Origin of the sequence: Bacillus sp. MM2020_4 (assembly GCF_011250555.1) — a bacterium.
GTDB lineage: Bacteria > Bacillota > Bacilli > Bacillales > Cytobacillaceae > Neobacillus.
Genome location: NZ_JAANMZ010000011.1, coordinates 80,650 through 94,425, shown reverse-complemented (window position 1 = coordinate 94,425; position 13,776 = coordinate 80,650). Strand labels below are relative to the sequence as shown.

At 39.8% G+C, this 13,776-nt stretch carries 13 protein-coding genes; 9 read left to right on the top strand and 4 right to left on the bottom strand.

Going from position 1 to position 13,776, the window contains the following annotated elements; genetic code table 11:
• Positions 1-56: 56 nt before the first annotated feature.
• The 7 genes from trhO (at position 57) to G6554_RS10090 (ending at position 8,021) form a co-directional block, all read left to right on the top strand.
• Positions 57-1,016: an oxygen-dependent tRNA uridine(34) hydroxylase TrhO gene (gene trhO, locus G6554_RS10120; RefSeq protein WP_166241362.1), complete on the top strand. Its 960-nt coding sequence runs from the start codon at positions 57-59 to the stop codon at positions 1,014-1,016.
• A gap of 126 nt (positions 1,017-1,142) precedes the next feature.
• Positions 1,143-2,930 (top strand): oligoendopeptidase F, encoded by a 1,788-nt coding sequence (pepF, locus tag G6554_RS10115; protein WP_166241360.1) that lies wholly within the window; start codon positions 1,143-1,145, stop codon positions 2,928-2,930.
• Between the two features lie 156 nt (positions 2,931-3,086).
• Complete coding sequence (locus tag G6554_RS10110; protein WP_166241358.1) at positions 3,087-4,001, top strand: hypothetical protein; 915 nt, start codon at positions 3,087-3,089, stop codon at positions 3,999-4,001.
• A 28-nt stretch (positions 4,002-4,029) separates the two neighbouring features.
• Positions 4,030-4,668 carry a DUF4129 domain-containing protein gene (locus G6554_RS10105; RefSeq protein WP_166241356.1) on the top strand — a complete coding sequence of 213 codons (639 nt, stop codon included), beginning with the start codon at positions 4,030-4,032 and terminating at the stop codon, positions 4,666-4,668.
• Positions 4,665-5,786, top strand: a complete 1,122-nt coding sequence (locus G6554_RS10100) for a DUF4350 domain-containing protein (RefSeq protein WP_166241354.1) — start codon at positions 4,665-4,667, stop codon at positions 5,784-5,786. The genes G6554_RS10105 and G6554_RS10100 overlap by 4 nt, the downstream gene beginning before the upstream one ends.
• Positions 5,783-6,712, top strand: a complete 930-nt coding sequence (locus G6554_RS10095; protein WP_166241352.1) for an AAA family ATPase — start codon at positions 5,783-5,785, stop codon at positions 6,710-6,712. The genes G6554_RS10100 and G6554_RS10095 overlap by 4 nt, the downstream gene beginning before the upstream one ends.
• Positions 6,663-8,021 (top strand): DUF58 domain-containing protein, encoded by a 1,359-nt coding sequence (locus G6554_RS10090; RefSeq protein WP_347564290.1) that lies wholly within the window; start codon positions 6,663-6,665, stop codon positions 8,019-8,021. The genes G6554_RS10095 and G6554_RS10090 overlap by 50 nt, the downstream gene beginning before the upstream one ends.
• On the opposite strand, the gene G6554_RS10085 is transcribed toward G6554_RS10090, so the two are convergent.
• On the bottom strand, positions 7,999-8,976 hold the full coding sequence (locus G6554_RS10085) for a stage II sporulation protein M (protein ID WP_166241350.1): 978 nt from the start codon (positions 8,974-8,976) through the stop codon (positions 7,999-8,001). The two genes, G6554_RS10090 and G6554_RS10085, sit on opposite strands and share 23 nt — an antisense overlap.
• A gap of 111 nt (positions 8,977-9,087) precedes the next feature.
• Between G6554_RS10085 and G6554_RS10080 the strand changes: the two genes are divergently transcribed.
• Entirely contained in the window at positions 9,088-9,891 is an 804-nt protein-coding gene (locus G6554_RS10080) for an RDD family protein (RefSeq protein WP_166241348.1), read from the top strand.
• 35 nt (positions 9,892-9,926) lie between these two features.
• On the opposite strand, the gene G6554_RS10075 is transcribed toward G6554_RS10080, so the two are convergent.
• Positions 9,927-10,157, bottom strand: a complete 231-nt coding sequence (locus G6554_RS10075) for a phospholipase D-like domain-containing protein (protein WP_207343007.1) — start codon at positions 10,155-10,157, stop codon at positions 9,927-9,929.
• Positions 10,158-10,376: 219 nt separating this feature from the next.
• Here G6554_RS10075 and G6554_RS10070 point away from each other — a divergent pair, with 219 nt between their 5' ends.
• Entirely contained in the window at positions 10,377-10,952 is a 576-nt protein-coding gene (locus G6554_RS10070; protein WP_166241346.1) for a GNAT family N-acetyltransferase, read from the top strand.
• A gap of 55 nt (positions 10,953-11,007) precedes the next feature.
• On the opposite strand, the gene G6554_RS10065 is transcribed toward G6554_RS10070, so the two are convergent.
• Positions 11,008-12,378 (bottom strand): aldehyde dehydrogenase, encoded by a 1,371-nt coding sequence (locus tag G6554_RS10065; RefSeq protein WP_166241344.1) that lies wholly within the window; start codon positions 12,376-12,378, stop codon positions 11,008-11,010.
• Between the two features lie 33 nt (positions 12,379-12,411).
• A complete protein-coding gene (locus G6554_RS10060) occupies positions 12,412-13,611 on the bottom strand; it encodes an iron-containing alcohol dehydrogenase (RefSeq protein WP_166241342.1) in 1,200 nt (399 codons plus the stop codon).
• Positions 13,612-13,776 lie beyond the last annotated feature (165 nt).

The window sequence follows — 13,776 nt, the reverse complement described above, 5'->3', positions numbered from 1 at the left end:
GTAAATAAGTTAATGTTTAAAATATGGATATTTTTATATAGAGTAAGGTGGTAAATATGAATCAAGAATTTAGAGTGTTATTGTATTATAAATATGTACCAATTGAGAATCCTGAAGAATGTGCGAATGAGCATCGTCAATTTTGTCATGATTTAGGTTTAAAAGGACGGATTATCATCGCCGCAGAAGGAATTAATGGAACGGTGTCAGGCACCATTGAACAAACTGATGCCTATATGAAATACATGGAGGAACACCCATTATTTGCAGGAACTATTTTTAAAATAGATGAAGCTACTGAGCATGCCTTTAAGAAAATGAAGGTGCGTTATAGACCTGAGCTTGTTACATTACGATTGGAAGATGATGTGGATCCGAATGTAGTAACCGGTAAACATTTGAAACCAAAGGAATTTTTCGAAGAGATGCAAAAAGATGATACCGTCGTGATTGATGCCCGTAATGATTATGAATTTGACCTCGGTCATTTTAAAGGTGCGGTTAGACCGGATATTTTGAATTTCCGCGATCTTCCGGAATGGATCCGTGAAAACAAGCAGGCATTTGAGGGTAAAAAGATTCTCACGTATTGTACCGGTGGAATTCGCTGTGAAAAATTTTCCGGCTGGCTATTGAAAGAAGGCTTTGAAGATGTATCACAGCTTGAGGGCGGCATTGTCACCTACGGAAAAGATCCTGAAGTTCAGGGTGAATTATGGGATGGGCAACTGTATGTGTTTGATGAGCGGATTAGTGTCCCAGTGAATCAAAAAGAGCATATAGTGGTAGGAAAAGATTATTACACAGGTGAGCCGTGTGAACGTTATGTGAACTGTGCCAATCCAGAATGTAATAAAAAGATTCTTTGCTCTGAGGAAAATGAACATAAACATTTACGCAGCTGTTCACATGAGTGCAGAGTTCACCCGCGCAACCGCTACGTTGCTCAGCATGGTTTGAGTGAAGAAGAAGTAAATGAAAGATTAATGGCACTTGAAAAAGAAGTAACCATGTAACAAAGGCAGGTCAGATTTGACCTGTCTTTTGTTGTATCTTGAATACATAAAAAAGGGAAAATAATGATACACATGGAATATAGTTTTGATTGCAAAATTTATTTATGAATCCGGAGGAGAATATACATGCCCACCTATACAAATAGAAACGAAGTACCTGTCCAAGAAAAATGGGATTTAACGGATATCTATTCAGATGTTAGTAAATGGGAGGAAGATTATCAGTTAATTGAGCAATTGACGAAGGAATTAAAAAAGTTTGATGGTGAAATTCACGATGGTCATTCTTTGTATTTATATCTGAAACAAGGAGAAGAGTTATCCTTCCATTTTAATAAACTGTACGCCTATGCCATGTTGCAGGTGGATGAAAACACCAGGGAAACGGCTGCACAAGCTTTGCAAGACCGGGCCAAACAGCTTAGCGTGAAGGTAAGTGCGGCGACTTCCTTTTTCATGCCCTATTTATTAAGCCTTGATAAAGAAACATTGCAAGGTTTTATCATGGCTGAAGAAAAATTAGCATACTTCGCAGAGGATTTATGGGAATCGTTCCGTTACAAGAAACACGTGCTAAATAAGGAACAGGAAGAGCTTCTTTCGCACCTAGGCGAGGCCCTGTCTGCTCCCAGCAATACTTACGGGATGATCAATAATGCTGACATAAAATTTGGCGAAGTTACCGGTGAAGACGGTGAACCCGTCGAACTAACCCGGGGGATGTATGCAAAGTTAATAGAGGATGAAAATCGTGAGAAACGCCGGGAGGCATATAAAGCGTACTATCAGCCATATATTCATTTAAAAAATTCAATCGCATCGACACTATCAGCTGCGATTAAAAATAATGTGACATTATCAAAGGTTCGACACTACCCATCCGCACTGGAAAAGGCCTTATTCGGGGATAAAGTACCAAAAGAAGTTTATGAAAATCTTATTCAAACAACAAGAAACAATATTGCGCCATTACACCAATATACTCGGATCCGAAAAGAAAAGCTTAAAGTAGATGAACTTCGTCAATATGATATGAGTGTTCCGCTCGTAAGCGGTGTTAAACAAGTGATTTCTTACGAGGAAGCCTATGACACGATGTGTAAAGCACTAGCACCTTTAGGGGAGGAATATGTCAGTATTCTTAAAGAGTTTAAGGACGCCAGGTATATTGATGTAAGGGAAACTCCTGGTAAGCGGTCAGGTGCCTACAATCTAGGAGTGTACGGTGTTCACCCGTTTATTCTTCTCAATCATCAAGACGATTTGGATAGTTTATTCACACTTGTCCATGAATGTGGACATGGTGTTCACAGCCGGTTGAGTTCAGAGCATCAGCCGCAAATTACAGCCCGGTACAGTATCTTTGTGGCAGAGGTCGCTTCCACCGTCAATGAAGTGCTGTTGATTAACTATTTATTAAAAATTGAAAAGGACGCTGACGTTCGCAGCCATTTACTGAACCATTTCATCGATCAATTTAAAGGGACGTTTTTTACCCAAGTGATGTTTGCTGAGTTTGAGATGAAAACACATGAATTGGCTGAAAAGGGACAGCCGTTAAATGTAGAAATATTTAATCAAACCTATGAAAGACTATTCAGGGATTACAATGGCGATGATATCGTCTTCGATGAAGAAGTGAAATATGGCTGGTCAAGAATTCCTCACTTCTACCGCCCATTTTATGTGTATAAGTATGCGACAGGTTATGCTTCTGCCATTCATTTGGCAACCAAGATCCTTGAAGGCGATAAGAGTACATTGCATTCCTATTTGGAGTTTTTAAAAAGCGGGAGCTCGGATTATCCGCTTGAATTGTTAAAAAAGACCGGTGTTGATTTAACAAGCCCAGACCCGATTGAAAATTCCCTCAGACGATTTGGAGAGCTTGTGGAAGAGTTTTCAAAAATATAAAAATTTCTCAAAAAGCCTAACTCCCAACTATTATTAAAAACATGGGAGTTAGGCTCTATTTCTGTTATATTTTTCAACTTTCCCCCCACATATATCGGAATAATGATAAAATAAACGGTAATAATAACCATTTTTTACACAAGGGGGAAACACAAATTGAACGAAAAGTTTAAAAAACCCAAGGGGTTTGGTGAAATACTGGATCATACATTCAGTTTGACAAAAAATCATTTTAAAGAGTTTTTTATGATTTTAATCATTTTTATGGGTCCGGTCTATTTGCTTCAGGCCATCATCCAATTAGCTTCAGGAACCAACTTTTTTAGACAGATGGGAGCTGGTGATACATGGTATGAACAAATCCTCTCAGGTTTTGAGGAAACAGGTGCATTTGACTCGAGTAGTTTGGGTGTGGATATAGGCTTAATAGTAGTCGGATTATTTAGTGTCCTATTATTCCCCGTTGCTGAGGCGGCCATCCTGTTTGCCCTGTATCGTATTCGGAATAATGATGAATTTACTGTGAGTTCGGTTATCAAACAAGCTTTTTCTCGATATTTCCCCATGCTTGGAAGCAGTATTTTGTTTGGCATAATCTTGTTTGCCATCATTATTATCCCAATTTTACTTGTAGCGTTTACTTTCGGCATGGTAGCGTCATCGGGCAACACGATTGTTTTAGTATTGTTAGGAATCTTATTATTTTTTGTAGGTGCAATCGGAATTGGTCTGTTTTTAACGCGCTGGAGTTTTTATTTTGGTTCGGTTGTACTCGACAAGACCTCACCTGGATTTTTCAGAAGCTGGAGGCTTTCGAAAAATAGAACTTGGGTATTGATGGGACTATATATTGTCTTTTATATTATCGTTTCTATTATCGGTGCTGTTGTCCAAATGACATTTGGGGCCCTATTAGGCAATAGCGTTTTATTAACAATGATTACTAATATGGCCTCACTGTTTACGACGATGATTTTCTCCGTAGGCTATGGGGTAATGTATTTAGATTTGAAAACAAGACATGATGCGGATGATTTAAGAGAATTAATTGAAGATTACAAGACTATTTAAAAAAACCTATTTGTGTTAGGTGATGATTATGGTAGATGTAAACAAGGCACGAGATGACCTTGAAAATATATTAAATACGAAAGAATATACCGTCTACAATGAACATAAGGGGTTTATCCAAACATGGTGGGAACATGCAAAGCAATGGCTGGCTGAACAACTGGGAAGATTGTTCCCGGCCCTTCATTCGAGTAGCAGCGCTTCCGGGCCAATCTTAATCGCAATCATTTTGATTGTTCTTATTTTTTTCGGCTTATTTGTCTTTATCTTTATTCGAAATACAAGAAGGAATGGAAAGCTCCGTAAACAAAAGCCGCTTCAATTGTTGAAGGAAATCAATTGGACATATGGGCGGCATCTTGATGAGGCTGGAAAATATGAGTCTTCTGCAGATTTTTCACTTTCAACCCGTCATTTGTTTTTAGCCTTGCTCCTTTATCTGCATGACCAAGGATGGCTTGAGGCAAGAATTTGGAAAACCAATTGGGATTACTTCGAAGAGCTCCGAAAAGTAGATCAACAACATGCACAGCAATTTTACCGTATTGCCCACTTCTTTGATGAAGTGACGTACGGGGAACGAACGGTGAGTAAAGAGGAATACGTTCAATTTAAACAGCAAGCAATGATCTGGCTTGGTGAAAGGGGGGAAGAGAATAGTCGATGAAATCAACAGCAAAAGGTAAGACATGGATGTGGCTAATTGTCCTGCTCATCCTCTTTTTAGCCATTAGTTATTTTTCCTTTTCACCAAAGCCTAAAGTTTACCCAGGGTATGTATCTGACTCCCCCTCACCTACAGGTGTAAAGGCATTTTATACATATTTAAATAAGGAAATGAGTGTCAAGACGTGGAATCATTCACCTAAATTGCTTCCAAAAAGTAAACAAAATAAATTGTTGATTATGGTGGAACCTTCATTTAATCCAAACACGGAAGTAATGGAGGAATACGTTAAGTTTATGAAAGCAGGTAATACTGTTCTCTTACTTCAAATCAACCCAAAAGGGATGTTTGATGTAGACACGGAATATACAGAACAAACGTCTTCCCCAGATATCTATGACCAGGCAGATAAACATTATCGTTCAGAGGTTCGTTCACAGCTTAGGCTGCAAAAGAACAAGAATGATGAGGTTCTATTGAATAATCAACAAGAAACGATTGCACTTAAACGGCCTTATGGTAAAGGCTATTTGATTGTTGCGATTGCGCCTGAATGGATGACAAATGGAGACCTATTAAAAAAGGATCATCTCCCCCTTCTTCTTTATCTTTTAAATGAGGGAGAGCCCGAGTCCATCTTGTTTGATGAATATATTCACGGCGGGGAAAATGCCTCCTCCATACTGACGGTCTACCCGATGTGGTTCTTACTACTTGTTTTGCAGGGGACCATCTTGGTGCTTTTATGGCTATGGTTGAAAGGGAAGAGGTTTGGCCCCATTTTCACCTTAAGGGAAGAATCCGTCCGTTTTAGTGATGAAGGAATTCAAGCAATTGCATCATGGTACATGCGTGGCAAGCGATACCATGATTCCTTACTGATTCAAGCAGATTATGTCAAACTCTTGCTCCAAGAACGCTGGCACATTCCCTACAGCCAAGAATGGAAAGATTTGTCGAGTAATTTTGAGAAAAAATGGACGCGAATGCCTGCTGGTGAGATTAAGACTTACCTAAATGGACTAATCACTGTCCTTGAAAAAGAAAAAATCAGTAAACAGGAATATCTATTATGGTCACGAAAACTGGAGCAATTACGAAAAGAGGTTGAAGCATGAAAACAGAAATAATATCCTTTTTAGAGAAATATGAAGAGCGGATACTTGGTCAGAGTCTAAATCTAAGACTGTTGTTATCTGCCATTTTAGCAGGGGGACATGTACTTTTAGAAGGTGTGCCGGGCACCGGGAAAACGCAAATGGTACGGACGCTGGCAAGTCTCTTAGGCGGTAGTTTTAACCGCATTCAATTTACACCCGATTTACTGCCAAGTGATATCACAGGCAGTATGATCTACAATATGAAGGAGGGCAGTTTTCAAACATTGAAGGGTCCAATTTTTACGAATATCCTGCTTGCAGATGAAATTAACCGGACACCGGCAAAGACGCAGGCCGCATTGTTGGAAGCAATGGAGGAAAAGCAAGTCACCATCCAAGGAGAAACCTATCCCTTGCCTGAAATCTTCTTTGTTGTTGCCACCCAAAACCCGATTGAATTTGAAGGCACCTACCCCCTGCCGGAAGCACAGCAGGATCGGTTCTTGTTCAAGTTGAGAATCGATTTTCCAACCTTTGAGGAAGAGAAAATGGTCCTAAAGCAAGTAATGGAAGACCGTTTTGACGAAAAGCAACTATTTTCAATCATAGACATGGATACTTTTTTAAGGATTAGAAATGAAATAGCGCAAGTGAAGGTTAGTGATAGTGTCTTAGATTATACGATGCAGATTGTCAGAAAAACGCGAGGTACTGAAGCCATTCGCTATGGTGCCAGTACAAGGGCAGGGATCTCAATTGGAAAGGCAGCACAATCTTGGGCTTACTTGGCAGGCAGAGATTATGTGACACCAGATGATATCAAAATGGTTGCAAGGCCCGCATTACGACATCGAATTCAGTTATCCCCACATGTAGAATTGGAGGGAGCAACCGGTGACCAAATCATTGAAGAGCTTGTGGGCTCGGTTCCTGTTCCAAGATAGCGGAATATTGCCGACAAAGCGGCTCATCCTGCTCTTTCTCATTCTCACCGTTGCATTATTGATTGGAACAGGTTGGGGAATATCATGGGGATATGTGATTTTGAGTAATATTGCAGTATTGATAGTAAGCATACTAGACTTACTCTTCTCGCCGAAAAAAGGCCAGCTTTCCTTTCAACGAACTATAGGTGATGAGTTAGAACGGGGTATTACCTATCCAGTGAAGATTGTGGTTCGGAATTCTTCCGCCCAATCCTTTACATATCGAATCATCGATGGAATACCAAGATCATTTGCTAGACCGTTTCCTCTGATTGGAACGATCCCAAAAGAAACGGTAATGGAGCTTTCGTATGATACGATGGCTAAGGAAAGAGGTAAGTTCGAATTCGACAAGCTTTATTTTCGTTATACGAGTTTTCTGGGGTTATGGGAGAAACAAACCACAGCGGAAATGAAGGAAACAGTCAAAGTTATTCCAGATTTAACTGAGACCAAACGGTATTTGAAGAATGCCCAGCAATTTTTAACATATGAAGGATTGAAAATTCGCAGGCATCGAAGTGGTGTTGGTGATTTTTCCAAGATTCGTAGTTATGTGGTTGGCGATGATCCCCGTAAAATTAACTGGCGGCAAACAGCAAAGCAACAAGAGGTCATGACTAATGAATATGAACCGGAGCATGGGAAATATATTACGATATTACTTGATTGCGGCAGAATGATGGGAGCTGAATTGAAAAAGGGGAACCGCTTAGAGAAGTCGTTAGAAGCGGCCCTTACAGTTGCGGCAGCAGCCCTTCAAAAAGGAGATTATGTTTCTGTTCTTGCCTTTTCCCGAAAAATTAAGGTGTTTGTCCCGCCGGCCAAGGGAATGGCACATTTGCAGACAATCCTTCAAGCAATTTATGATGTGAAAGTGGATGCTGCAGAGTCCAATTACGCCGCGGTACTTCAATACTTAGAATTGGTGCAAAAGAAACGGAGTCTCTTGCTTTTATTTAGTGATATTAGAACGTTTCTTCATGAGGAAAGTACATTCATGTTATTGCAGCGGCTTCGGCAGAAGCATTTATTTTTCATGATTGGCATCGAGGATCAGACAATCAGTAAGAGAATCAATGAGATGCCAAATACAGTGCATGCAGCGATGGTGAAAAGCATTGCCCAGCAGCAGCTTTTGTTTAAGAAACGGGAGAAGAAAAAATGGGAAAAACAGGGCCTGCAAATGATTGAGGCCCGTGAGGAAAGACTGGCAATTGCCGCCGTTTCCCATTATATCGATATTATGAATCAAAATCTCCTGTAGGTATGGCACTGTTACGTTTTAACTTGCCAATAATGATATAGAGAATAAAACCTATCACCGTTAGGAGTGCGACAATATATTTTGCTTCTAACGAAATCTTCGCCGGTGTGATAAAGCCTTCTATGACTCCGGCGATAACAAATAGTGGAATGGTTCCAAGCAGGAGCTGCACAGATCTTTTGGCGTGATGTTTTAATTGGTAGCCTCTTGTGTACTGTCCTGGAACAAAGAGCTTATAGCCCATTAACAGTCCGGCGCCCCCGGCAATAAAAATGGCTGTGAGCTCAATCATTCCATGGGGAACGATATAGGCCCAAAAATCATAGGATTTCTCGTGATGCCAAAAAAGGGCAGCGAGTGCGCCAATGATGATCCCGTTATTGATGAGTAAATATACCGTCACAAGCCCAAAGGTGATCCCACCAGCAAAGGCGAAGATGGCTACCTTGATATTGTTTGTCATAATGCTGGCCGACATCAGTGAAGAGTTGACTGCATCACCCGTTCCTAGCTGGTCGGGGTTCACACCTTGCGCAATTTCAGCTGGTAGAATGGCATAAATATGCAGCGGGTCATTCAAAACAGCGATAAAACTACCGATGGCACCAATAAAAAATAAAATAAACGCTGCCACGACAAATTTCCATTGTTCTAGTAATAACCCAATAAATTGGGTGCTGAAAAAATGGCGAATTTGTTTAAAACTCGAAATTTGATCCTTGTACAACAAGTTATGTGACTTGGAAACAAGTCCATTTAAGTACTGTGTTACATCGTCATTTGGAAAGTAGGTTTGACTGTACGAAAGATTCTGGGCTGCTTTTTGATAGATTCTGTGATAATTTGTTATCGTTTCACCGGTAATTGCCTTTTTGCCTTTACTCATCGTGACCATCAATTGTTCAAGCTGTTTCCAGTCATCACGATGCATTTTTATGAATTGTTTTACATTCATTTTTTCACCTGCTTTTTGGGATCTATGTATATTCTTATCCTTATTATAGAAAATTAGTAGAAAAATAGAAACAACTATAGAAGAAATCAACCGTGTGTTGGGGGAATCATTATGAATGAAGACCATTTGGATATTAAAACACCTGAATACGTGTCGATTCAGTTTCAGCTTGCCGGATTAGGAAGCAGGGCAGCTGCTTTTATCATCGATCAGGTACTGTTAATGATAATAAATATTTTAACAATCGTTGTCCTTTATTTTGTGATGGACGGGATGTCATCGATGCCGTTTTTTCTCGTGGATAATTCAATCCCGTTGGCAATAGCTCTTATTATTCTGTTTATTGTGAATGGGGGCTACTTTTTTGTCTTTGAATTTTTTTCAGGTGGAAGAACGCTTGGGAAAAAGCTAGTCGGAATTCGGGTATTACAGGAAAATGGGCATAGTATCACCTTGTTATCAAGTTTCATTCGGAATCTCATCCGTATTATTGATTCTTTGCCAACAGCTTACTTCCTAGGGATTGTTATGATATTTTTTCATTCGAAACATAAGAGACTTGGGGATCTTGTCGCCGGAACGATTGTCGTCCATGAACGAAAGCCAAAGCGGAAGAAGAGACTCTCGCCCATTGAAAAAGAAATCGAAAATCGCGGTCTCGCCATGAGTAATTTGACCCTCGATGAATGGACGTTAAAATCGTTGGGGATGAAGGAGTGGAAACTGCTTAGCACCTATGCAAGCCGATTCCATCAAATTCCATTAGCTGAAAGAAATCAGCTCACACAGCAAATGGCTGAAATCCTGTTTCCAAAGATAGGGATGGAAGTACAAGGGAAATTGGAAAGTGAATGGGAAGATACACTTCTTGTTCTATATTTATTGCTGCGGGATGAATGGGAATTTCAATTCTAAAAGTATCGACCCTTCCATGGGAAGGGCCGATTTTTTTAAAGTATGGGTGATAAGAGGCGTGTTATGGCCTCTTTAAATTTATTTAGGATCGATCGATCTTTATATCTTGCAATCGAATATTCAGAGCTATCCTTGCAATCCTGTAAGAATAGGCTGTGAAGTTGTGTAGCTGCTTTTTCATCGTACAAAACGGCATTCACTTCAAAATTTAACCTACCTATGAGAACAATAGTTACAAGCAGTGTCGTTAAAGTTGTCACTTCCAACCGCTAATACTCCTTCGCCATTCAACAAGTCTTTTAGTAAATCTTACCTAAATTAACCGGACTTTAAAAGGAATATGCGGGGCTTCTCTAAATCATTAAATCCTGCCGCCGGAGTCTTCCTCGTCATGTAGACAATTTTCGAAAGTGAATTCAGTATTAAATACGAATATTTACACATACTTCCATTATATTTTTATCATGAACTAAAGGAGTATGTCGATGCATTGGTATGAGAAGCTGAATCAATATTTTCCGGTTGAAGAGATGAAATCAAAAGAACACATGGAAACATTACTAAAAGAGCGTTCTGAAATCTATCATAAAGATGAGGGACCCAACCATGTGTTAATGTATGTGGAGCTCGATCATTTTGTCTTCATCGATTATCTTTTCGTTTCGAAAAATGCCCGTGGCCAGGGGCTTGGCCATAAACTGATGGAAAAGTTGAAAAGCAAAGGAAAACCTATTATCCTTGAAGTTGAACCCGTTAACTATGAAGACAGCGATACAGAGAAAAGGCTACGTTACTATAAACGTGAAGGCTTCGAGCATGCGAATTCAATCGGGTATGAAAGAAGGTCGCTTGCCACAAATGAGATTAATAAAATGGAAATCCTTTATTGGGCACCGCATCATGAATCGGAAGAAATGATATTTACAGCGATGAAAAAAACGTACGATATGATACACACCTATAAGGATCAACATTTCTATGGTGAATCCTATCAGCCAGTTGAAGAGGTTCTGACCTTTAATGACGAACCAGAGAATGGGAATATTTTAGATAAACTCTAACTTTCATTTAAAAAGGCTAACCAAAATTTTGGTTAGCCTTTTTTTGTGCGACTCATTATTTCATGAAAAGCTTTATTTTCTTGAGCCCGTTTTTTACATTTGGATAACGAAACGGAATGTCAAATAAGGTTGTTTGTTTTAAAACGCTTTTTTGATGGGAAAAAGTATCGAAATTCCCTTTGCCATGATAGGCGCCAATCCCACTGTTTCCCACACCGCCAAACGGCAGATAAGGGGAGACAAAATGATACACCGTGTCATTAACACAGCCCCCGCCAAAAGATACGCTAGTAAGGACCTTTTGCTGTACTGTAGGATTTTCTGTAAAAATATAGAGAGCCAGTGGTTTTGGGTGTCGATGAATACCGGTTAATACCTCTGAAAGCTCATTGTACTCAAGAACAGGTAGAATCGGCCCAAATATCTCATCTTGCATGATCGGATCTTCCCAAGTGACATTCGTTAAGACCGTTGGCTCAATCGTTAATCTTTCTTGATTTCCTCCGCCGCCCATATAAAGTTTCCCATGATCGAGAAAAGAACATAGTCGCTGAAAGTGCCGCTCACTTACTATTCTAGTAAAATTCATATTATCTAACGGCTTTTGCCCATACAATTCAATCGTTGCTTCCTTAAATTGCTGGAGAAATTGATCCTTAATACTCTGATGAACATACAAATAATCAGGGGCAATACAGGTTTGCCCGGCATTGGTAAATTTCCCCCAGGCAATCCGCTTGGCAGCCCGTTTTATATTGGCATCCTTATGAACAATACAAGGGCTTTTTCCGCCCAATTCTAATGTCAATGGGGTCAAATTTTTCGCTGCCGCCTCCATAATGAGCTTTCCAACGGGGACGCTACCGGTAAAAAAGATATAATCAAATTTTTCGTCAAGCAGTGCTTGGCTTGTTTCCACGCCACCTTGGATTACTGAAATGTACTCCTCAGGGAATAGATCACCTATAAGTTTCTCTAGTATTTCAGATGTTTTCGGCGTCAATTCAGAAGGCTTGATAACTGCACAGTTTCCCGCGGCAATGGCACCGATTAGCGGGGCGATTGCCAATTGAAAGGGATAATTCCAAGGGGCAATAATAAGTGCAACCCCGTATGGTTCTGAATAAATGTAACTGTTGGAGCCGATATGTGTTACGGGTGTTTTAACCTTTTTTGGCTTCACCCATGACTGTAAATGTTTGATGGTGAATCGTAATTCTTCAAGAACAAAACCGATTTCAGAGGTATAAGCATCAAATTCTGATTTATTTAAATCCGCTCTTAATGCTTCCATCAACACTTTCTCGTTCGTTTTAATTGCAGTTCTTAATTTTTGAAGTGCTTCAAGTCGGAAAGCGATATCTTTTGTTGTTTCTGTGCGAAAAAAAAATTGTTGTTTCGTAAGGAGGGAATTGTACGTTTCCATTTGATCAGCCGCCTTTTTACCTAAATCAATCACTTATTCCTTTATCAGTTGGTAAAGATTGAATAGATCGTCTTTATTGAGAATCCTTGGTACTGGGTAGAGGGGATTGGCTTCCTTTAACGCCCGTTCAACCATTAACGGAATATCGGTGTCGACAATTCCACTAACCTTTTTAGGAATCTCCATATTTTCGTTTAGCTTTTTTATAGCCTCAATAAAATTTACTGCCTTTTCTCTCACACTATCATTGTGTTTACCAATCCCAACGACTTCAGCCAGCTCGGCTAAAGGTTTATGGACGGATTCACCGTAATACTCAAGGACATAAGGGAGGATGATTGCATTTGCTAGCCCATGGGGAACCGAATAAAAACCACCCAACGTATGGGCGATTGCGTGGACATACCCAACATATGCACGTGTGAATGCCATACCAGCCCAATAGGCCGCTTTTTGCATATTCTTACGTGCCTGGATGTTGGTCCCATTTGTATAGGATTCATAAAGATTTTCAAAGATTAATTTTACTGCCTCTACACTGTATTTTGTGGTTTCCTTTGTGTTACTTTTGCCGATATAGGCTTCGACTGCATGCGTTAGAGCGTCAATTCCAGTTGCTGCCGTAATATGTTTCGGAAGATTAATAATTAGTAAGGGATCAAGGACAGCATAATGCGGAATGAGTGCTGTATCCATTATGGCATATTTTTCGTGTGTCTCGCTATTGGAAACTACGGCAGCAAGGGTTGCTTCACTGCCAGTGCCAGCTGTGGTGGGAATGGCAAATAGGGGAGGCATTTTTTTCAAAACCTTTAATACACCCTTCATTTGGCGAATATTCTTTTTCGGTCTTGCTGCACGTGCACCAACACCTTTGGCACAATCCATTGGTGATCCACCGCCAAATGCAACAATCCCCTTGCAATGGTTGGAGGTATACATTTGAAATGCTTCCTCAATATTATCGATTGTTGGGTTAGGTACCGTTTTATCGTAAATAACGAAGTTGATTCCTTCAGTTCGAAGGTTATTCAGGAATTCGTCCATTAGTCCAACAGCTACGATTCCTTGGTCGGTGACAATTAACACACTTTCAATTTTATTCTGTTTAATCAGTTGCGGTAATTCTTTTAAACTATTTTCTCCCTCTAGCAGTTTCGGTTCCCGCCAAGGCATGAAGGAGGAGGCAACTTTCATAACTCCTTGAAATGACCTGCAATAAACTTTATACATACTATAACCTACCTTTCTTTGAAAAGTTGAATGTAGCCTTCAAGATACCCAAAAGACCCAAAAAGAGGAGAAAAAAACGAAATACGTATATTATTTATTTAACGTATCTATTTAAAAAATGTCAAGAATAATATTATGAATATAATTAATATTCTGAAAACATAA